The sequence below is a fragment of the Nodularia sp. UHCC 0506 genome, assembly GCF_034931045.1.
GTDB lineage: Bacteria > Cyanobacteriota > Cyanobacteriia > Cyanobacteriales > Nostocaceae > Nodularia.
Genome location: NZ_JAYGHH010000009.1, coordinates 27,976 through 49,298, shown reverse-complemented (window position 1 = coordinate 49,298; position 21,323 = coordinate 27,976). Strand labels below are relative to the sequence as shown.

Genomic DNA, 21,323 nt, shown 5'->3' with positions numbered 1-21,323 from the left:
TAAAGGTAAAGCATTGTATTTTTTCTCAATTAACTTAAATTCTTGATATGATGGTATTTCCTCATGAGTTAAGTTTCTAAATTCTTCGATAATCTTTATTTGGTTAACATAGAAATCGTCATCATAATCAAATAACCAGTGAGGATAATAAGCATTATTTTCTTTACCAATATTCTCTTTATTACTAATATTAATACCTGTTAGGTTTTCTCCTAAAAACAATCTTTCAAGTTCACTAATATCACTTTTATCAAAAGTTCCTAGTATTTTAATCTCATTAGATTGATCAGATTTGATGTTAATATAAATAGCTTGTTGATGTAACTCCTTTATAATATCCTCTTTTGTGATGTTTTGATTTGGGGATTTTTTTTCTAAAATATTTCTAGTAGCATTTGCCTCTAATTTTCTGCTGTCTTCTTTATTCAATTCATTGGCTAAATACCATATTATATGTATATTAGTTTTTGTTTCTATATGATTATCATCTATAATAGGAGAAAGGACTCCTATAATTTTAATATCTTGTTGACGAGATTTTTTTAATTTTTTAATACAAAATGAAGAGTAAACTTTTGAATATTTAGAGGATCTAGCATTTTTAACATCTAAAAATATAACTTGTTTTTCTTTTGTAATTTTAAGATCATATTTTTCCCAATTTACACTAGCAGGAAGTTCAATTTGTTGAATTGAAGTATCTTCTACATTATATCCAAGAGATTCATAGTATTTTGCTACTAAATTTTCAGCACCACGAGCAGCAACCATTTTTACAAATTCATCATCATTATCTTTGTCTATCCATTTTTTAATCAATTCTTGTTCATCTTGATTTAACGAATATAATTCTTGCCAATTACCATATATTTTATGTTCGTCAGGATAACCAGATTGTGCAAATTTTTTAACCAGATGAAAGAATTTTTGATATCTTTCATCTATTTTTTTTAGCTTATATTCTTTCGGTGTTATTTTCCATAAATATACCTTGTATTCCTGCGGATATTTAATATTATTCAAATAATAATCAATCTTTTTATAAGAATTAGTGGATTGTATTTTATCCCTTAACTCTTTTACAATTTCATATTGTAGATTTTTATCTAATTCATCAATATATTTATTAACTAATTGAGCATATTCAACTGGAGTTGTGAAACAATCCCTCAAAGCAGAATATTTTATGGAAATTGCAGGAATTTTTTCAGACAATTCCTTTCTAAGTTCAGGATTAATTGCTTGTAAATCTTGTAGAAATTCAGGTCTTTTATGTATTTTACATTCTATTTCTTTTAATGTAATAAGATTGAGATTAATATTGGCAATCAGGCTTTTTACAAAAAAAACAGGATGCTTAATTGTTCCAATATTCTTAGATAATTGTACATTAATGGCTTTTGTTTTACCATTTCCCGAAGGAATTAACTCAAATTGAACATAAATACCTTTTCCATGTAATTTTTTATCTTTTTTTAAATAATCTAAGAACTTTTGGTCAATAATATTTCCCTCATCAAAACGATAACCTTGCTGATACTTCTCATACTTGGACATTTTTGAGAAACAGTCTATATCTTCAGGTCTGACAATAAAGCCATAATTTTTACTATGACTATCGAACCAATGAATAAAACTTGTATATATCTGTTTAGTTTCCATATTAATTAGTAGGTTTATTGTAATAGTAAGTACCTTATTAGTTTGCCAACAAGTGTATAAAATGCAGACAATAAACAAGAAATTTTACTGAATCATACATTTGTACACAAAATATTAAGTTGATTAATTATGGCTATTTATTGTACCTATCACATTTTTAACTTAACCTCCAACCGTTGATAAATAACATCTAATCACACGGGAATAACAGGCTTACCTTCATCCAGGGATGCGATCGCACTCTTCCTGTCAAATTCTACTAGAGAAAGGGACTTATCCTGGTTAACCAGGAAGCTTTTATACGAGTGCGTAGACGGGAAGGGGCTTGTCGTCAGACATCGCAGTGGTGAAATATATATACAAATCATGGTTTGCCCTGATGAAGCGTATTCAGTGGTTAGAAATGCTCAATTATGTATCTATAGGTTTAAATCACAATATTAGACCGAGGTGGGTTCAAAGATCGGAAGGTCGTCGGTTTAAAACTGATGGAGCCTATAATAATAGGCGGGCTTATTATTTATGAGTTAACAATACCTTTTAGGCGAAATGCCTATTTAGGGGTGATTTTGCCAGTTTTGCCCAAATTTTTGTAGCCTCTTATTTTGGCAAAGGTATTGGACAATTAATTTGGCAATACAGACACTAATTGGTCAACGCGGTTAAAAAGATAACCATACAAAGGAAAAAATGACAGAAATTATGGGTAGACAATACACTCTGATCATAGACAAGTCCGGTAGCATGGAAAGCCCTAGCGAACTTCCAGGCAAAACCAGATGGGAAGCTATGCAAGAGAACACCTTAGCCTTAGCTCGCAAGTGTGAGCAGCTAGACCCAGATGGTATCAACATTTACCTGTTCTCTGGCAGACACAAATTTTACTCCGAGGTGACTTCCAGTAAAGTTCAGCAGATATTCCAAGAGAATCACCCGGCTGGAAGCACCAACTTAGCTGGGGTTCTAAAAGCAGCCTTTGATGACTTTTTCCAGCGCCGAGAAAAAGGTTTAACGCCAAACGGTGAGACAATTATTGTGATTACCGATGGTGAGCCAGATGATCGTAAGCCTGTGTATGAGCAGATTATCCTAGCTAGTCGCAAAATAGATCGTGACGAAGAATTAGCAGTACTATTCTTTCAAATTGGTGATGATCCAGGCGCAACTAAGTTTCTACGGACAATAGACGATGAGTTGACCAATGCCGGCGCAAAGTTTGATATTGCTGACGTGACAACTGCTGATGAAATAGAAGATATCGGATTTGCCGCAGCTTTAGAGAAAGCGATCGTTGACTAACTCAAGGATGACTTTAGATTTAATAAAATTAGCAATTGAGTTACAAAAGTTGCAGAATTGAAATATCTAGTTAAGGGTCTGGGTACTGAGGGCTGGTAGACAGGAAATATAAATGGTTCCTCATCCCTAATCCTTAATTTCTAATTTCCAATCACTCGTCAAATGATGCAATAAGGAGTAACCAAAAAATGCTGGCATACGTTCTAGCTTTTGTGGTCGGATTTGGTAGTTTAGCCATTTACATAGCAGCTTTCTTTTTTCCAGAAATCCACCGTAAGAATGATTTTATCTGGAGTGGTGTCGGACTTTTCTATGCCTTAGTCTTATGGGTGTTTGCGCCCCACATTTCTGGAGGCTTATTGCTCGGTCATGTGGCTAGTGTCGCTCTTTTGGTTTGGTTTGGCTGGCAAACTCTTTCATTACGTCGCCAACTCACCCCGCAAACAGAACAAACCCCAGTACCCAGTCCTGAGACGGTAAAAAATGGCATTCAGGAGCAAATAACTAAGTTGTCCTTCCAAGAACGACTGGCTCAGGTGCAACAAAGTCTGGGTAATATCTTTAGCGGCGCGAAAAGCAAGGCACAACAGACTATAACTAAGAAAACACCTGAAACTCCCAAAATAGAGGAAACGACCTCTGTATCTCCCCAGAAACCTGCTGTTGAAATTGTCGATAAAACCACTCCCACACCAGAAGCACCAACAGAGGAAAAAGTTGCTACTACTGAAGCTGAATCTCAGGTTGAAGAAGTAACACCACCAAACCCCCCATCTGCGGAAGTGGTAGCTGATGCACAAGCTAAGACTGAAGAAAAAGCACCAATTTCTGCTGAGGAAATTGCACCGGATGCTGCACTCGCTCCCCCAGATGAAGCTCCACCGGAAAAAATACCACCAAATGATCAAGCTGGTTAACTGGGATGAAACCCAGCATCAAAGAAGAGAAAAGAGGGGCAGAGGGCAGGGAGCAGGGGAGATGAGGAAAGTATAGCCGTAGTTATATCGGTTAAAACAACAGTTCTGATAGCTCCTAGTCTTGATGAAACTGGTTTTATGGGATTTCCAGAAAATAAATTGCCCATTTCATCAGACCATATTTGTTCTTTATCCCCCCTGCTCCCCTGCCTACTTCAGCAATGGAATATTTTTTAATTGGAAGTCCCTATCCTCAGCACTTTGCTATGATTGACCACTCCCTGCCCCCTGTGAACCTGTTCGGATTTCAGACATTCGGTGAAGCTCAGTCGATCTGCCTAAAAACTTCAAATTTTGGCGTTTTCCGCGTAGGTAGTGAGTTCAGCACTTGGAAAAAATTCTCTTAAGAGTTAAGTTATAAATCTGTTTTGAATAAGTTTATACATTCTACATTTCTTGATGCACTTACAAAACCTAATATTATCTAGCAAGAGCATAACTTAAGGTTATAAATCGTGCGTTCTTGGGCAAATTTAGCGTTTTCTCACTGAATAATTAATAAAATATTCATAATTACCGATACAATCGTTTAAAACGGCTCTAACTATATTTAAGCGTATAACGTGTATGATTACGACATCTAATATCTTAATCACGATTTCTCTGACTGAACTGGATTTAGACGATGAAGATTTGCAAGCAGAAGTGCAAAATTTGCTACCCCAATTAAGAGAGGTGGACGGAGTAGAGGATGCAGATTTAGTGGCTGTAGAAAATGCACCCAAGAAAACTAAGGCTTTAGGTGGCTTTTTGTTGGGGTTGTTAAATGCAGAAGTTAATCCTGCTAATATCAAGACTTTATTTCAATTTATGAGCGATCGCTTTGGCAACAAACCCATTAAGATGGTGCTGAAAGCTGCTGATGGTAGAGAACTCAACCTAGAAGCCAGTAGTCGAGAAGAATTTGAATTTGCTTGCCAAAAAGCCCAGGATTTTTTGAACAATACATCAAACAGCTAATATGGCGAAAATAGCACTGCTGATCGGGATTAGTAAATATGAGGCAGGATTAGCATCACTACCCAAGGCGGAGAATGATGTTGAGGCTATGCAGCGAGTTTTGCTAAACCCAGAAATGGGTGATTTTGCACCAGGGGATGTCACAGTGCTGAAAAATCCCCAACGGCAAGACATGGAAGATGCTATTTATCACTTGTATGCCAATCGTCACAAAGATGACTTGGTGCTGTTTTACTTTTCTGGTCATGGCGTAACTGATGAGGGTGGTGACTTTTACTTCTCGACTCGCCAAACTCAAAAAAATCAGAATAGGTTGATTCCGACCACAGCTGTAGCGGCGGCAAATGTACATAATTGGATGAACAAGAGTAAATCTAAGCGACTAGTAGTCATTTTAGATTGCTGTTTTAGTGGTGCTTTTGCCAAGGGTTTGACAGCCAAGGATAGTGGGACTATAGACCTGCAACAACATTTAGGAGGTGAGGGCAGAGCAATTCTTACAGCTTCCACTTCCACACAATATGCGTTTGAGTCTGATGGCTTAGACCTTTCGATTTACACTCATTATCTGGTAGAAGGGATTGAGAAAGGTGTAGCAGATCAAGATGGGGATGGTTTGATCGCAATAGATGAACTGCATCAGTATGCGAAAAGTAAGGTGCAAGAAGCGTCCCCTGCCATGACACCAGAATTGTATCCTCATAAAGACGGTTATCGGATTTTTTTAGCGAAGTCGCCCAAGGATGACCCCAAGCTGAAGTATCGCAAGGAAGTTGAACGCCGCATCAATCGTCGTGGTAAATTTACCATTCCCGCCCGTCGTTTGTTAAACTCATTGCGTCTTCAGTTGCAGCTTGAACCTGATGTTGCTGAGGCTATTGAGGCTGAAGTTCAACAGCCATATCGGGAGTATCAGCGCAAGTTAGAAGAGTATGAAGCCACCCTGATTGAGACAATGGAAGTTGAGCCTAACCTGAGTGAAAGAACTCTTAACGACCTGATAGACTATCAGCAACATTTAGGGTTGAGAGATGAAGATGTAGCACCAATCGAAGCACGGATTATTAGTCAACGAAAATCGACTGCATCCAAGGAAAAATTACCTGAATCTATTCCCCAAGTTCAGGACAAAAGGCCAGCCATCAACTCTATCCAAATCAACACTGAATGTTTTACAGAACGCCTGAGTAATCATGTGGTTCTAGATATGGTGGCAATTCCCGGTAGTCAATTTCTCATGGGTTCACAAGAAAATTTCCAACAGGCTTTCACAATTCAACCCTTTTTTATGGGGAAATTTCCCGTCACTCAAGCACAATGGGCAGTTGTTGCCACTTTTGATCGGGTTAATATTGATCTAGATCCCGACCCATCCCATTTTAAAGGTGCTAATCGGCCTGTTGAATGTGTTTCTTGGGACGATGCTATTGAATTTTGCGCCCGACTATCTCGAAAAACTGGAAAAACCTATCGCTTACCTAGTGAAGCTGAATGGGAATATGCTTGTCGGGCGGGAAGGTCTTCGCCATTTTATTTTGGGAACAGAACTACCACGGATTTAGGAAACTATGACGGCACAGACTGGATGTATTCAGGAACTATGTACCCTGGTAATTATGGTCAAGGTGGTCAAGGCGAATATGGGGAGCAAACAACTGATGTGGGAACATTTCCTGCTAATCCCTTTGGTTTATATGATATGCATGGTAATATCTGGGAATGGTGTCAGGATGAGTGGCACGACGAAAATAATCATGATCCGCTCACCGATAGAGGCGCATGGCTAAGTAATCACAATCATCAATATATCGATCTGCGTGGTAGTTCTTTGTACTATGACCCCTGGCGTTACCGTTCGGCGTTTCGTGATAGGTATGCACGTGGCAACAGGTACATCTTCGTGGGTTTTCGGGTAGTGATTATGCGGGTTAATTCTTAGTTTGTCGTAATTTAGTAAGATTGCTGAATGTTGAGAAAGGTCACTGAGCGATCGCGTTATCTAGAATAATTTTAGCTCAATGAGGGTAGGCGATGATCGCATCCCCACTTTTCAGCAAAGAATACTCCTTATCCAGTCAAAATAACTTTTAACTCGATTTATCCTTGTCTAAAGCTTCCTGGATAGCACGACGGCAAAATTCTGGAGGATCATCCTTTGACTTTACCGCTTCCTTCATAGCTTCTGATACCCGAAAACTGAGATTTGCTGTTAATGGTTCGTCTCTATCTGTTTCGTATGGTTTTAAGTTTTCCGGCTTCCCTTTAGGGTTAGGCATTGCTAAAAAATGTAAATATATCTTTATAACGTGCGCGCATGAGATTAGAGTTGATTTGGTGGTGTTCTACGTCTGGAAAACTGGTACACCACCGATACCACTTTTTAAGAGAGGCAATTCTATTTTATGTTCACCCGCACCGAGTTAGAACTTTTGACCGTTCCCCATAACTTTTAACTCGATTTATCCTTATCTAGAGCTTCCTGGATAGCACGACGGCAAAATTCTGGAGGGTCTTCTTTTTGCTGTACCTCATCCTTCATTGTTTTGGTGATCCGCAAATTTAACCTTTCAGTCAATGGTTCATCCCTATCTGTAGTGAATGGTTTTAAGTTTTCTGGCTTACCTTTACTCTTAGTCATTTGTATAGAAATATGAATATAGCTTTTCTCCACGTGCCTACCAGTGGAGAATGTTTTATCGGTAGGTATCACTGTCTGGAAAACTTGTTACCTACCGATACCACTTTTTAAGAGAGGCAATTCTATTCTATGTTCACCCGCACCGAGTTAGAACTTTTGACCCTTCCCCAGTTAAAAATTCTCTGTAATCGCTATGGATTAAAATCTACTGGGAACCCTGGATAAAAAACTAGCTACATCACCACCTTGATGGCATTCCCTGTATTGGCGATACATCAACTAGAGGAGGGTAAAGGGCTAAAATCACCGTCATTCGGTAGTCTACAGGAAATAGGTACTGCTTTGGATCAGATGGGTAATCCTACACCTGAACAGTCAGCACTCATCAGAATTTCTTTTGAGGGTAGGAGGATGGAGTTACCTGCTAGGTATGACCAAGAGAAGCTATTAGCTGTTTACAAAGTTAAGAACCATCTAGAGGAGGTAATTAGTTTGCTGACAATTTAATTAACCTCAACAGAAGCCTCTCGCATACCCGCAGGGAGGCTTTGAAACATGATTGTAACCAGTTGACCACGCAACAAATTCTATTCAGGGATATCAGATGTCAATGCTATTAGCGTCTAAGATGATAGATAAATAGTAATTCGCAGTTTTATGACAGTATCACCAACCCTAGTCAAACAATATGTTGAACAACGAGGTGAAGGGTATTGGATAGAAGGAACTCGTATCTCTCTCGATTCAGTTGTGTATGCTTTCTTAAATGGTGATGCGCCGGAAAATATTGCCCAAGATTTTCCATTACTCTCACTAGAAAAAGTTTATGGTGCGATCGCTTTCTATCTGGCTAACCGAGAGCTAGTTGATATGTACTTAAAACAAAGTGAAGCAGAATTTGAGAAACTACAGCAAACTTTGAAAAACAATAATTCATTTCTTTATCAGAAATTGAAAACTGCTCAAACCCAGAAACATAGCCAGATATGACAGCAGTTCGATTTCAAGCAGATGCTGATCTCAAACAAGCGATTGTTACTGGTGCAATACGCCCGCCGGAGGCGATCGCATGACTTCATTTTTTAAAACAGAGGCAAAAACTCTATGCGGTCTTGATACTCGTTATCAAGTGAACCTTCTGCTATCAAAAGTAACTGTTCTAGATTTTCACCAACGCTTAATTTTGGACTTAGAATGAATATTCCTGGCACATGATGCTTTTGAGCTATATGATCTGCCAAGTGAACTGGCATAGATTTGCGGTTGTTAGTGACTAGAACAAAATCGTTTTCTTCACACCAAAGCAAAATTTCAGGGTCTAATGTTCCCTTTTGTGGAGTAGTCAAATCTCCAACCGCCATGACAAACAAATCAGGCTGGAAGCGGCGTAATTGAATTGTGTAAATCGGATCAACATTCTCATCTATGAGATACTTAAGCGCCATGAGATGGAATCGCCATTTTTTCAGCTTTTAATTTACGTAGTTTTTCTACAACTGGGTTGGGGTTGCGGCGTTGTTCTTCTCTCATGAGATCGCCCCACTCTAGCCAATCTTTTATGTAAGCATCTACTGCTTGCTGATTGTGTAAGTAGTAAAGAATAGTTGCATAAACTTGTTCTAAAGTCAATGAGGTGTAAGTTTTGGCAATCTCTTCGGGAGTTTTAGCACGGAAGAGGTAGTCAAACAAAATGGTTTCAATTCCTACTCGTGTACCCTGAAGCCGAATATCATCAGGCGCTAAAAAGTTAAAGTAGTCTTCAAGTTGCATAGTTAGCTGAGGCTAATAATATATGTATTCCTTGATCGTAGCATTCAGTCAACTTGAGCGATCGCGCATCATCTAGAATAATTTTAGCTCAATGAGGGTAGGCGATGGAACGTTAACGAAGTTTGCCGAACGCATAACCCAAAATTCATTGCAAGAGACGGATGGGTTGTGTTGCGCTTCACTTAACCCAACCTACTGGATAAAATAAAGATAATAAAAGACAAAAGTTATTTTAGTCGTAAATGTGAACCGATTTCACCAGAAAATATTTCTATATCTAGGCAAAATAAAAAACAACGTGCAGTATGGCAATATCGTTTTTTAGAACATTTAATTAGAGATGAAATTGATTTTCAAAATTACATTGAATATATTCATTATAATCCCGTAAAACATGGTTTAGTAACAGCACCAAGGGATTGGGAATATTCCAGTTTTCATCGGACTGTGCGTCAAGGTATATATGACATTACGTGGGATGCGGGTGAGGATATTATTTTTGATGATCATATTGGAAATGAGTAGGTTGGGGATATGAAATGAAACCCAACATTTATAGTATAAAACTGAGATTTGGTGTTGGGTTTTGTTCCTCAACCCAACCTACATTTACCATCTGCGGACGCTTAGTAGTATAATTTGAACATGGGTTTTAATCCATAACTATATCTCTTTTGCAAAAACCACTTTGATGTCAGTATGAAAGTTGTATCTATTATTAACTACAAGGGTGGAGTTGGTAAAACCACTATCACCGCTAATCTAGGAACAGAATTAGCCTGTAGAGGTTATCGAGTGTTATTAATTGATGCTGATCCTCAGTGCAGTTTAACATTTTCTTTTTTTAATTCTTCCGATCAATTGGACTGGTTTGAAGAAAAAGAATTGACATTAAAAACATTTTTTACTTCATTGATAAGGTCTATTCCCAACCCCAAATCATTTGGTGACGTGAGGGTGAAGGTAAGTAAAATTAATAAAAAAATACAAGAACAGGGTGGAAAAGGTTCATTACACTTAATTGCTTCTCACTTAAAATTAATTAATATTGATATGGAACTTGCTGGTATCTTGGCAGGTGGAATTGGTAGACATGAACAAGCATCAAGATACTTCAATTGTTTTAGTTCAATTTCTAAAGGATTAGAAAAATTAAAGTCAAGTTATGACTTTGTTTTAATTGATTGCCCTCCCAATTTCAATATTGTCACTAAAACATCTATAGCAGCTAGTAATTATATCTTAATACCATCAAGACCAGACCATTTATCAACATTAGGAATATCATATTTAAAGGAAAGTGTTATGGAGTTTGTTGAAGAATATAATTACGATACAAAACAAGCTAACATTTCAGCGATTGATCCTAAAATTATTGGAGTAGTATTTACAATGGTAAAAGTTAATAATGGGCAACCAATTAATGCTCATCAAAGATACATGGATAATGTTGTAAAAGAACAAAAATTAAAGATTTTTGATGCTTTTATTAGAGAAAATCAAACTACATTTGCAATAGCTCCAGAAAAGGGAATTCCTGTGGTTTTAACTGCGGCTTCACCATCAAATATTGTTCAAGAACTTAAAGAACTGGTAGATGAATTTGAATATTTAATTAATTAGATTGATATAAAATACTATGGATAATTACCAAGTTAATAACGAACATCACAATGATCTTCCAAAGGAAGTAATTGAATTATTCAAAAAACAATGGATAAGTTTTAATGATGATCAAAAAAATGATATTTTGCAAGGTAATGCTCAACTTAGGGTAAATTGTTTTTATCCAAAAGCTGTTAAAAAGAAAGATATTTTATCTCGAAAACCTATTGATAAAACCCATCAATATGAAGATTTAGACTATACTCAACTTTCACAAAGATTAGATGAGTTAAATTCAAGAGAAGAGGGAATAGACTTTTTAAAATCGTCTTTCTCTACAAAAAAATCTCTAGAGTCTTTTGCAAAATTTTTGAAAATCTCGACACAAAAGCAAAATCTACAAGAACTGAGAGAAAGTATTGTTTCTGCAACAATAGGTTATCGGTTAACAATACAGTTTATTGAAAAAAGAAGAAGACCAAAACTAGAGTATGAATTTTTAGATAAAAATGAGAAATTTACTCAAGTAGTTGAATTTTGTATTTTTATTGATCTGGAATTGTATTTTCTTTTTCATATTGAGCTATTGCTTGTTCAATTATTTCATTACTCACATCTGTCAGATCAGATTTAGAATAAATTGTAGCGAGTATAATTCCTTGAGCAATTTTTAGATAATAAATTACTCGATACCCTCCACTCTTTCCTTTTTGAATATTACTATTTTTAACACGAACTTTGAAAACTTGATATTTAATTCCCGCAATTCTATTTCCAGGAATTTCACCTGCTTGTAGTTGATCAATTAAAGGTTGAATATCACTACGAATGGAACGATAGCGTTTAGCCAGTTCTCGCAAATCTCTTTGAAAACGAGGAGTAAGAGCAATTTCAATTGGTAGTGGTTCATTATTATTCTGCATCTATCCCTTCCCACATTTGTGAAAGGGGTATAGTTTGTCCACTTAATGCTTCTTTTATTCCCTGATGAATACCTTCAATTACAATTTCTGTGGGTGTTTCTTCAAGAAATGAATTTTTCTCTAATTGGAAAATAGATTTTTGTAGCAATTGCAATGTATAAGTTTCCACAGAAAGTCCTTGCTGTTGTGCTTCCTGTATTAAATACTGTTCTAATTCTGGTGGTAAGCTGAGGGTTAGTGTCATAAGTCTATTGTGAGTGACTTTATATATTGTAAACCTGTAAAAACCAAAAATTAACCCCAAAATACCAATGTGTGATGTTGGGTTTCGTTTCTCAATCCAACCTACGACTTTTTAAGAGAGGCAATTCTATTTTATGTTCACCCGCACCGAGTTAGAACTTTTGACCCTTCCCCAGTTAAAAATTCTCTGTAATCGCTATGGATTAAAATCTACTGGGAACCCTGGATACAAAACTAGCTACATCACCACCTTGATGGCATTCCCTGTACTGGCAATACATCAGCTAGAAGAGGGTAAAGGATTAAAATCACCGTCATTCGGTAGTCTACAGGAAATAGGTACTGCTTTGGATCATATTGGTAATCCTACACCTGAACACTCAGCACTCATCAGAATTTCTTTTGAGGGTAGGAGGATGGAGTTACCTGATAGGTATGACCAAGAAAAGCTATTAGCTGTTTACAAAGTTAAGAACCATTTAGAGGAGGTAATTAGCTTACTGACACTTTAATTAACCTCAACAGAAGCCTCTCGCATATCCGAAGGGAGGCTTTGAAACATGATTGTAACATTCAATAAATCTAAAAATGCAACTGAGCGCAAGATTCACCCATTGAGCGATCGCATCATCTAGGATAATTTTAGCTCAATGACGGTAGGCGATTGGCTCAAAATGCAACACCATAATTTGCTCTGGAGTTAAACCAACGGATTCATAGGTTTGTCCATTTTTGTCACTAAATTCTACTTCAAATGCAGCACCATCGGCTAATATTTCGACTATTGTACCAACTTGACCACGCAACAAATTATATTCAGGGATATCAGCTGTGAGTGCTATTACATCTAGTAACTTCAGTGTATTCTGAGTCATTTTGTATAATCTTGATGTATGACAACAATAGTTCCAGTGATTTTTTTATTAAAAAGTCTGATATGATATAGTACGTATGAATTATATAATTTGACAATAATTTACAAAATTAATAATTATTAAGGTTAAATAATCATGTCTAGTATACACACAGGTATTGAGTGGACAGATAAAACTTGGAATCCCACAACTGGGTGCAACAAAATTAGTCCTGGGTGTTTACATTGCTATGCAGAAGCTCTTACTAAACGGTTTCCTAATAATTTCAAGAATGGGTTTGATTTAACTTTACACCCAGAAAGGTTGACAGAACCCTTAAAGTGGAGAACTCCCAGCAGAATCTTTGTGAATTCAATGAGTGACCTTTTTCATGAAGAAGTTCCGCTAGATTTTATTCAAAATGTATTCAAAGTTATTCAAGCTACACCTTGGCATATATATCAAATATTAACAAAAAGACCTGAACGCTTAGTTGATTTAGCACCTAATTTAGAATTTCATAAAAATATTTGGTTGGGTGTATCAGTTGAAAATCAAAACTATGTTCATCGGATTGATTTTCTGCGCCAAGTTCCTGCATCGGTGCGTTTTCTGTCCTGTGAACCATTGTTAGGTTCCTTGAATCTTAATTTAGAAAATATTGATTGGGTTATAGTTGGGGGAGAGTCTGGTCAAAAACATCGCCCAATGTCAATTGAGTGGGTTGAAGATATTCGTGACCAATGTCAAAAAGCAGAAGTAGCTTTTTTCTTCAAGCAATTTGGTGGTAGAACTTCTAAAGCTGGTGGTAGGTTGCTAGATGGTAGAATATGGGATGAAATGCCTGATGCTTGGCAACAACATTACAAGAAATGGGGTGCATACCCGCAAAAATTAAGAATTAAAAAAGAAAGTTTGGGGCTTACTGCTTAGGTGGAAATGTAACTTTAACAGAATCTCCAAAGGTATTTTTTCTTCGTTCATTAACAGGTGGTTCTGTAGTGATTTTACCTTGAGATTCAAGATTTTTTAGAGCGTCTTTATAATTTTTATCAATGAAACTTCTACCAACGTTATGCTGTAGATAAATTTCTTTCATGGTTATTGTTTGACCTGCAAATTCATCAATTAGCATTTGTTCTAAATCATCTAGAGGAGTTGAGCTTTCAAACAGCGAAAGTTGTCTAGAGGTAGCTGGATTATATTCAAAAGACGGTACACCTTGATTTTGATAAGAACTTTCTTTAGCCATGATATCTTTGATGATTTGATAGCCCCTTTTGTCCTTACTTACAAAAATTAAGTGATGGCTTGTACGTTTAAATTTTTCATGTTTAAAACGAAACGGTTGAACATATTTAATACCAATTTCTTTTAATGCTTCACAAATAGCTTCGATAATAGTAAATTCTCTATCTTCTGACTTAATTAATTTTAATTTTTTGCGTACTATATCTGCTCTTATTTTGCCAAATAGGTCATTTATATCATCTTCAACAATGGGATTAGTTAAATCCATATTTATACGATTGTAATTAAAAAAGAAGAGGCAATCACAGCCCCAATTTTTCACAACTGCATAAATAAGGTTAAGTGATAATCCTTTATATGAGTATGGGTCTAAAAAAAATAGTGTAGGAACATCAAATATTTCAAGATTCTTTTCACCAATTTTAAAATTGGTTACTTCAGGTTTATATTTTAAATCATCAATGCCAGTAATTGCATCTATAGCTTTTTGCAAAGAATAGATGTGATCAACTTTAGCATCATTAAATAATGTCACTAGCATATTTCTTATATCTGGATCAGAAATAGCTTTTTCTAAAACTTTGATAGGTGTTGATTTTGAACCATCTTTGTACATACCTGTACCAGCGAAAAGGTCTATATAGGCAATTTTTTCATCTACTCTTCTACCTTTACTTTTTTGAGATTTAATCTGTGCAATAATTACTTTTGCCCAAGCCCAAAAATAGTTTTCAACAATTCTGGCTTTTACTAAAGATTGCTCTTTCGGTTCATCAAAGAAGGAATCATTAGCCATACGTAATTACTCTAGGTTACAATAAGTATAGTAATTTATAAATTACTGAATGTCTAGAAAAGCAACTGAGCCTAGTATTGAGCTAATTTTGAGCGATCGCACATCGCTGTAACTAGCCTTCATCCTATCTCTTATAATTGATCGGATAACCTGCACATATAATCTTAGGCATGAGACTGTGACAGAACCTGGAAACTACAAAGATACGGTAAACTTACCCAAAACTAAATTCGATATGCGGGCTAACGCCATCAAGCGGGAACCTGAAATCCAAAAATTCTGGGCGGAAAATAACATTTACGATCGCCTGTCAAAAGAAAACCCCGGCGAATTATTTATACTCCATGATGGGCCTCCCTACGCCAACGGCTCATTGCATATTGGTCATGCCTTAAATAAAATTCTCAAAGATATTATTAACCGCTACCAATTACTACAAGGGCGTAAAGTTAGATACGTGGCGGGTTGGGATTGTCACGGATTACCCATTGAGTTGAAAGTTCTGCAAAAGATGAAGTCGGCAGAACGGCAAAGTTTAACGCCTTTAACACTGCGGGCAAAAGCTAAAGAGTTTGCCCTAGCTACCGTAGATGACCAACTGGAATGTTTTAAACGCTACGGTATTTGGGGTGATTGGGAGCATCCTTATCTCACTCTGAAGCCGGAATATGAAGCAGCGCAAATCGGTGTGTTCGGTCAGATGGTGTTAAAAGGATACATCTATCGTGGTTTGAAGCCGGTTCACTGGAGTCCTAGTTCTAAGACGGCTTTGGCTGAGGCGGAGTTGGAATATCCAGAGGGTCACACTTCGAGAAGTATCTATGCGGCTTTTCCCATTACCGGGCTGTCTGAGGCTGCTAAACCTGTGTTGGGTGAATTTTTGCCTAATTTGGGTGTCGCTATCTGGACTACTACTCCTTGGACGATTCCGGGGAATTTGGCTGTGGCAGTGAATGGCGATTTGAATTATTCTGTGGTGGAGGTAGAACCCTCCCCGCAAGCAGAGAGGGGGAGTAAAGAAGGGACTGAGGGAGTAAAATTCCGTTACCTTATCGTCGCCGCAGACTTAGTAGAACGTTTGTCAGCTACCCTTTCCACTCAGCTAACTGTAAAAGCCACATTTAAGGGTCAGGATTTAGAACATTCTACTTATCGTCATCCTTTGTTTGATAGGGAGAGTCCGGTGGTGGTGGGTGGTGATTATATCACTACTGAGTCGGGTACTGGGTTGGTACATACTGCACCGGGTCACGGTCAAGAAGATTACATTGTTGGTCAGCGTTATGGTTTGCCGATTCTTGCGCCTGTGGATGACAATGGTGATTTTACTCAGGAGGCGGGTGAGTTTGCTGGGTTGAATGTTTTGGGTGATGGAAATCAGGCGGTAATTGATGCGTTGACTGCGGCTGGTTCTCTGTTGAAGGAGGAAGCTTATCCTCACAAATATCCTTATGATTGGCGGACGAAAAAGCCGACGATTTTCCGGGCGACTGAACAATGGTTTGCTTCTGTGGCTGGATTTCGGGATGAGGCTTTAAAGGCGATCGCTAGTGTAAAATGGATTCCAGCCCAAGGTGAAAATCGTATCCGGCCAATGGTGGCTGAACGTTCTGATTGGTGTATTTCTCGTCAGCGTTCTTGGGGTGTACCCATTCCGGTGTTCTACGATGAAGCCACCGGGGAACCATTACTGAATGAGGAAAGTATCAATCACGTCCAAGGAATTATTGCTGAGAAAGGTTCTAATGCTTGGTGGGAAATGTCGGTTGAGGAGTTATTACCAGAGTCTTACCGCAATAATGGCAAGTCTTACCGCAAAGGTACAGATACTATGGATGTCTGGTTTGATTCTGGTTCATCTTGGGCGGCTGTAGTTAAACAGCGTCCAGAGTTACGCTATCCTGCTGATATGTATTTGGAAGGTTCCGACCAACATCGGGGTTGGTTCCAGTCAAGTCTGCTCACCAGTGTAGCGGTAAATGGCATTGCACCTTACAAAACTGTCTTAACTCACGGCTTTGTTTTAGATGAACAAGGGCGGAAAATGAGTAAGTCTGTGGGGAATGTGGTTGACCCCCAAGTGGTAATTAATGGCGGAAAAGACCAGAAAAAAGAACCCCCTTATGGTGCTGATATCCTGCGTTTGTGGGCTTCGTCGGTAGATTATTCTTCTGATGTGCGTCTGGGTGGTAACATCATTAAACAAATGAATGATGTCAGAGGCAAGATTCGCAATACAGCGCGGTTCTTGTTGGGTAGCTTGGATGATTTTGACCCGGTAAAGGATGCAGTACCTTTGTCAGATTTGCCAGAACTTGACCGCTATATGTTACACCGGATGACTGAGGTGTTTCAGGAAGTGACAGCAGCTTTTGACAGTTTCCAATTCTTTCGCTTTTTCCAAACTGTGCTGAATTTCTGCGTGGTGGATTTATCCAACTTCTATTTAGATGTTGCTAAAGATAGATTGTACATCAGTTCCCCGGATGCTTTCCGCCGTCGCAGTTGTCAAACAGTTTTGCAAATTGCTTTGGAGAATTTAGCACGCGCGATCGCACCTGTTTTGTGTCACACTGCTGAGGATATCTGGCAATTTATCCCTTACCAAACATCATGTAAATCAGTATTTGAAGCTGGTTGGGTAAAGGTAGATGAACAGTGGCGGAATCATGAATTGGCAGAATTTTGGCAACAAATCCGCAAAATTCGTGATGATGTGAATAAAGTGTTAGAACAAGCCAGGGGAGAAAAAATGATTGGTTCTTCCCTAGAAGCAAAAATCTTGCTATATGTCAAGGATGAGCAATTGCGTTCTGCGGTAAAAACCCGAAATCCTGAAATTGGTAATGGTATCGATGAACTGCGCTATATGTTTATCACCTCCCAAGTGGAAGTTTTAGATTCTGCGGAAGCTTTGCAAGGTTTGAAATATAATTTGCAGTCAGATAGCTGGGGAATTGCGGTAGTAAATGCAGAAGGGAAAAAGTGCGATCGCTGTTGGAATTACTCCACCCATGTGGGAGAATCAGCAGAGCATCCCCTACTCTGTGAAAGGTGCGTTCCAGCCTTAGCGGGAGAGTTTTAATTAAATACAGAACCTCACCCCCAGCCCATCTGCTTCTCTCAAAGGGAGACGCTACGCGAAGCTAAGGAAAGGGGAGAATATCAAGTAGAGTTTAATACTTCTTACTCCCCTCCTCGCTTGCGGAGAGGGGTTGGGGGTGGGGTAGAATGATTGTAGTAATTGTAACTAATTAACCGGACTTGATATTACAACTTCTGCAACAACTCCTGAGTTAACTGAAAAAATGCCTTGGAACCAGATGATTGAGGTGCAGTTAAAACAACCGGCATAAAACTATCAACAGCCTTAGCCACATTCATGTCAACTGGTATTTGTGCTTTACAAATTTTATCTACACCAAAATCTTCCACAACCCGGTGCATAACTTGTCTGTAATATCTGCCATTTAACAGATTAGAACTAGCCATACTAAAAACAATTCCCAGCATCTTAATATCTATTTTAGCTTCATGTTCATGACTATCTTTTAATTGAGCGATACGTCTTTCTAATAGTTGAATACCTACAACAGATAAAGGTTCTGGTTTAGCCGGGAGAATGTAGAAATCACTTGTAGCCAAAGCACTACGAGTCAACAAATTATAGCCAGGCGCACAATCTAGCAGGATGAAATCATATTCATCACGCACTGGTTTTAAAATATTATTAATCAAGACTCTTTCAAAGCGATTCCAAACAGTTTCAAAATCAGGTTCACCCAAAGCCTTAGCTTGTTGATGTAGCATTTCTGAAACTAGAAACTCATCATATAAATCAATGTCTCCGGGTAATAAATCTAGCCCAGGCAGGTTACAAACTTGAGATTTGATAATATCATGAATTGTCAGTTTAGCTTCTGGTTCAGGATTGATAACTTGGTCTATCAAATATCGAAACGTCTTGCGTTGTTTGCGAAGTTTGGCAAAGTCTAAAGGCGACATTAAACTAAGCGTAGCGCTGATTTGGCTATCTAAATCAAGCACAAGCACGCGTTTACCGTGATTTTTGGCTAAACAAGTAGCGATGTTGACAGTGAGGGTGGTTTTACCAACGCCACCTTTCATATTTGCAGTTGCAATTACATATCCCATTGGTTAAGTCCTTTGTTGACGCATTCCCATATCTAGGTAGCGTACACCTGTACGGAATAATTAAAACTTCTATTAAATTTAATATTTTCCGTAATCTTCAAGGTTAGCTTTGTCTCTATTGAGGCAGTTAGATTATAGCAGTACGGGTTTAGTTATCAAATGCGTGTAGGAAAAAATACTCAAAATTTGGGTTTTTGATTTGTTTACCGTAATTTTTAATCTTTTTTGGCTCACGCAGAAACGCACCAGGCGCGGAGAATATGAGTGAAATTTATAAAAGCTACTCCATAATGTAAATTTTATTTGCCAAAATTATAATATACTCATTTTTTGTAAAAATACTAAGCATAATCTTATTTATATACATATCATTAAGCAATTTTTATCACACAATCTTAAGTATCTGTGTTATGTTTTAAACTGCATACGGTTTTTGCCAATGTAGCAATTTTATTGAGGTAAAGTATATTGCCGTTTAATCCTGAACTGTGTCGTAATGAAAGCGAAGTTGAAAGCAAACTCATAGTTCAGTATTTGCTGCCACAGTTAGGGTATACTCCCGATACGTGGCATCAAGAAGTTGCCCTTGGTAGCATTCGTTTGGATTTCTTAGCATTCGCAGTACAAGTTATTCCCTTGGTTTTAGATGCTAATTCGCCGATGAGTGTTGTCATGGAGGCAAAGCATCCAAAGCAAAATTTAAATAATCATGTCCTTAGACTCAGGCATTATTTAACAAGTTTGAATGCGCGATATGGGTTGTTGACTAATGGGAAGGAAATCAGAATTTATGAAAAGTTGCAATATGATATTCAGCTAGTGTTTCAGTGTAATGGAAAGGATGTTGAGGAGAAGATAGAAGAAATTAAAAATTTTATTGCTATAGATAGCATCAGAAAAAGGCAGATTATACATCAATCAAAAATTCAGATAACTCAAACTAATTCAATTCCTGACAATAAGAGGCAAAATTATATGAAAACAATTGCAATTTACCATCATAAGGGAGGTGTAGGTAAAACTACAGTTGCGATTAACTTAGCAGCAGCATTAAGTAAAAAAGGTAAAAAAGTCCTTTTAATTGATATGGATGCTCAGGCTAATACAACCTTTGCGACAGGACTAGTAAAATTTCAATTTGAAGAAGATGATGATTTAAAAGATCGTAATGTATATCACTTATTAGAAAAAACTGATAAAAATTTTATACCAGATATTGTTCGCAAATCTCAATTTTTTAATGACCCAGAGATTGATGTTATTCCTTCACATATTACCTTAGTTTCACTTCAGTCTAACTTAGTCCAATCTGGAGCTGCTAGAAGTAGACTAGCTAGAAAACTAGAAAAAGTAAAGTCTGAATATGATATTGCAATTATTGACACTCCTCCATCTCTTGATTTATATGCACAAGCTGCTTTAACTGCTGCTGATTACTTGATAATTCCTTCAGATTTAAAACCATTCTCCAACCAAGGTTTGCCCAGTGTTAAAAACTTTATCAAGCAAGAAATTAATGAGAATAAGGAAGGTTTAGGAAAAGCACCATTGATAATTATGGGTGTTCTTCCTTCTAAAATTTCAACTAATGCTCAATATTTAAAACACAATTTTTTTAAGCACAAAAGTGTAATTAATGACCGTTATGATTTTCCACTGATGGATAGTATTATCTCTGAGAGAACAGCTTTATCTGCTTGCATTAATAGGACTATAATTATAGGAAATTTGGAAATTCCTGATCCAAAATCTATTTTAGATTTTGCTAAAAATGAATCTTCTGCAAATATTGCTGCTGCTGAATTTGAATCTTTAGCTATAGAAGTTATGACAAAATTGGGGTTAAAATAATGACTAATTTTTTGATGGTAGATGTTGCAGGCGTTACTTCAAGTGTTCCGCGTTCAAAATTTGCAGAGGCTGATTTAAATATTCTGGCTGATAAGATTTTAGAATCTGGAGGTTTACTTAAGCCATTAGTTTTAAGAAAGATTGGCTTTGAAAAATATGAAGTAATTGATGGACATTTTGAATATTATGCTGCTGTAAGAGCTAGAGAAAAAAATTCTGATGAAGGCGAAATGGTCAATGCTTTAATTATTCCATCAGAACAAGAGGAAGCAGTTTTAAAGCAAGCAGTCATTCTTAAAAGTGTAGATTCTGCCAATAAAGTAGTAAATAACGTAACTG

At 37.3% G+C, this 21,323-nt stretch carries 24 protein-coding genes; 14 read left to right on the top strand and 10 right to left on the bottom strand.

Translation table 11 applies throughout. The features are described 5' to 3' along the window. On the bottom strand, positions 1 to 1,662 hold a 1,662-nt coding region (locus VB654_RS08450; RefSeq protein ID WP_323213273.1), incomplete at its 3' end, for a hypothetical protein. Between the two features lie 690 nt (positions 1,663 to 2,352). Between VB654_RS08450 and VB654_RS08445 the strand changes: the two genes are divergently transcribed. The 4 genes from VB654_RS08445 to VB654_RS08430 all read left to right on the top strand — a co-directional run bounded on the left by VB654_RS08445 (position 2,353) and on the right by VB654_RS08430 (position 6,837). Then, entirely contained in the window at positions 2,353 to 2,961 is a 609-nt protein-coding gene (locus VB654_RS08445) for a VWA domain-containing protein (protein ID WP_323213272.1), read from the top strand. Between the two features lie 188 nt (positions 2,962 to 3,149). Beyond that, positions 3,150 to 3,878: a Ycf66 family protein gene (locus VB654_RS08440; protein ID WP_323213271.1), complete on the top strand. Its 729-nt coding sequence runs from the start codon at positions 3,150 to 3,152 to the stop codon at positions 3,876 to 3,878. Positions 3,879 to 4,505: 627 nt separating this feature from the next. Further along, positions 4,506 to 4,898 carry a sugar ABC transporter permease gene (locus VB654_RS08435; protein WP_323213270.1) on the top strand — a complete coding sequence of 131 codons (393 nt, stop codon included), beginning with the start codon at positions 4,506 to 4,508 and terminating at the stop codon, positions 4,896 to 4,898. A gap of 1 nt (position 4,899) precedes the next feature. Beyond that, entirely contained in the window at positions 4,900 to 6,837 is a 1,938-nt protein-coding gene (locus VB654_RS08430) for a caspase, EACC1-associated type (RefSeq protein WP_323213269.1), read from the top strand. Positions 6,838 to 6,985: 148 nt separating this feature from the next. Here VB654_RS08430 and VB654_RS08425 read toward each other — a convergent pair whose 3' ends face one another. Together VB654_RS08425 and VB654_RS08420 are read right to left on the bottom strand one after the other, a co-directional pair. Then, positions 6,986 to 7,174 (bottom strand): hypothetical protein, encoded by a 189-nt coding sequence (locus VB654_RS08425; RefSeq protein WP_323213268.1) that lies wholly within the window; start codon positions 7,172 to 7,174, stop codon positions 6,986 to 6,988. A gap of 173 nt (positions 7,175 to 7,347) precedes the next feature. Then, positions 7,348 to 7,536, bottom strand: a complete 189-nt coding sequence (locus VB654_RS08420) for a hypothetical protein (protein WP_323213267.1) — start codon at positions 7,534 to 7,536, stop codon at positions 7,348 to 7,350. A 249-nt stretch (positions 7,537 to 7,785) separates the two neighbouring features. Here VB654_RS08420 and VB654_RS08415 point away from each other — a divergent pair, with 249 nt between their 5' ends. Then, complete coding sequence (locus VB654_RS08415) at positions 7,786 to 8,043, top strand: hypothetical protein (protein ID WP_323213266.1); 258 nt, start codon at positions 7,786 to 7,788, stop codon at positions 8,041 to 8,043. Positions 8,044 to 8,193: 150 nt separating this feature from the next. After that, complete coding sequence (locus VB654_RS08410) at positions 8,194 to 8,526, top strand: DUF433 domain-containing protein (protein ID WP_323213265.1); 333 nt, start codon at positions 8,194 to 8,196, stop codon at positions 8,524 to 8,526. A 92-nt stretch (positions 8,527 to 8,618) separates the two neighbouring features. On the opposite strand, the gene VB654_RS08405 is transcribed toward VB654_RS08410, so the two are convergent. Next, positions 8,619 to 8,981, bottom strand: coding sequence for a DUF5615 family PIN-like protein (locus VB654_RS08405; protein ID WP_006197552.1), 363 nt, complete (start codon positions 8,979 to 8,981; stop codon positions 8,619 to 8,621). Continuing rightward, positions 8,971 to 9,306, bottom strand: a complete 336-nt coding sequence (locus VB654_RS08400; RefSeq protein WP_323213263.1) for a DUF433 domain-containing protein — start codon at positions 9,304 to 9,306, stop codon at positions 8,971 to 8,973. The genes VB654_RS08405 and VB654_RS08400 overlap by 11 nt, the downstream gene beginning before the upstream one ends. Before the next feature lie 195 nt (positions 9,307 to 9,501). Here VB654_RS08400 and VB654_RS25220 point away from each other — a divergent pair, with 195 nt between their 5' ends. From VB654_RS25220 to VB654_RS08390, 3 genes are all read left to right on the top strand, one after another. Further along, positions 9,502 to 9,831 carry an REP-associated tyrosine transposase gene (locus tag VB654_RS25220; protein WP_416235671.1) on the top strand — a complete coding sequence of 110 codons (330 nt, stop codon included), beginning with the start codon at positions 9,502 to 9,504 and terminating at the stop codon, positions 9,829 to 9,831. Positions 9,832 to 10,005: 174 nt separating this feature from the next. Continuing rightward, positions 10,006 to 10,929, top strand: a complete 924-nt coding sequence (locus VB654_RS08395) for a ParA family protein (RefSeq protein WP_323213261.1) — start codon at positions 10,006 to 10,008, stop codon at positions 10,927 to 10,929. 16 nt (positions 10,930 to 10,945) lie between these two features. Continuing rightward, a complete protein-coding gene (locus tag VB654_RS08390) occupies positions 10,946 to 11,545 on the top strand; it encodes a hypothetical protein (RefSeq protein WP_323213260.1) in 600 nt (199 codons plus the stop codon). Here VB654_RS08390 and VB654_RS08385 read toward each other — a convergent pair. Then, entirely contained in the window at positions 11,457 to 11,834 is a 378-nt protein-coding gene (locus tag VB654_RS08385) for a type II toxin-antitoxin system RelE/ParE family toxin (protein WP_323213258.1), read from the bottom strand. The two genes, VB654_RS08390 and VB654_RS08385, sit on opposite strands and share 89 nt — an antisense overlap. Then, positions 11,824 to 12,078 (bottom strand): hypothetical protein, encoded by a 255-nt coding sequence (locus VB654_RS08380; RefSeq protein ID WP_323213256.1) that lies wholly within the window; start codon positions 12,076 to 12,078, stop codon positions 11,824 to 11,826. The genes VB654_RS08385 and VB654_RS08380 overlap by 11 nt, the downstream gene beginning before the upstream one ends. A 133-nt stretch (positions 12,079 to 12,211) precedes the next feature. Here VB654_RS08380 and VB654_RS08375 point away from each other — a divergent pair, with 133 nt between their 5' ends. After that, the gene (locus VB654_RS08375; RefSeq protein WP_323213254.1) at positions 12,212 to 12,589 is read left to right on the top strand and encodes a hypothetical protein; all 378 of its coding nucleotides are present in this window, start codon (positions 12,212 to 12,214) and stop codon (positions 12,587 to 12,589) included. A gap of 135 nt (positions 12,590 to 12,724) precedes the next feature. On the opposite strand, the gene VB654_RS08370 is transcribed toward VB654_RS08375, so the two are convergent. Continuing rightward, positions 12,725 to 12,952, bottom strand: coding sequence for a DUF4926 domain-containing protein (locus VB654_RS08370; RefSeq protein WP_323213252.1), 228 nt, complete (start codon positions 12,950 to 12,952; stop codon positions 12,725 to 12,727). A 135-nt stretch (positions 12,953 to 13,087) separates the two neighbouring features. Here VB654_RS08370 and VB654_RS08365 point away from each other — a divergent pair, with 135 nt between their 5' ends. Further along, positions 13,088 to 13,864, top strand: a complete 777-nt coding sequence (locus VB654_RS08365; RefSeq protein ID WP_323213250.1) for a phage Gp37/Gp68 family protein — start codon at positions 13,088 to 13,090, stop codon at positions 13,862 to 13,864. Here VB654_RS08365 and VB654_RS08360 read toward each other — a convergent pair. Next, a complete protein-coding gene (locus VB654_RS08360; protein WP_323213248.1) occupies positions 13,854 to 14,978 on the bottom strand; it encodes a three-Cys-motif partner protein TcmP in 1,125 nt (374 codons plus the stop codon). The two genes, VB654_RS08365 and VB654_RS08360, sit on opposite strands and share 11 nt — an antisense overlap. A gap of 178 nt (positions 14,979 to 15,156) precedes the next feature. Here VB654_RS08360 and ileS point away from each other — a divergent pair, with 178 nt between their 5' ends. Then, a complete protein-coding gene (ileS, locus tag VB654_RS08355; protein ID WP_323213247.1) occupies positions 15,157 to 18,063 on the top strand; it encodes an isoleucine--tRNA ligase in 2,907 nt (968 codons plus the stop codon). A 185-nt stretch (positions 18,064 to 18,248) separates the two neighbouring features. Here the strand turns inward: ileS and VB654_RS08350 are convergent, their stop codons facing one another. Beyond that, positions 18,249 to 19,133, bottom strand: a complete 885-nt coding sequence (locus VB654_RS08350; protein ID WP_323213245.1) for a ParA family protein — start codon at positions 19,131 to 19,133, stop codon at positions 18,249 to 18,251. A 468-nt stretch (positions 19,134 to 19,601) separates the two neighbouring features. Here VB654_RS08350 and VB654_RS08345 point away from each other — a divergent pair, with 468 nt between their 5' ends. After that, entirely contained in the window at positions 19,602 to 20,984 is a 1,383-nt protein-coding gene (locus VB654_RS08345; RefSeq protein WP_323213243.1) for an AAA family ATPase, read from the top strand. Next, the coding region (locus tag VB654_RS08340) for a ParB N-terminal domain-containing protein (RefSeq protein WP_323213241.1) at positions 20,984 to 21,323 on the top strand (340 nt) is incomplete at its 3' end. The genes VB654_RS08345 and VB654_RS08340, both read left to right, overlap by 1 nt.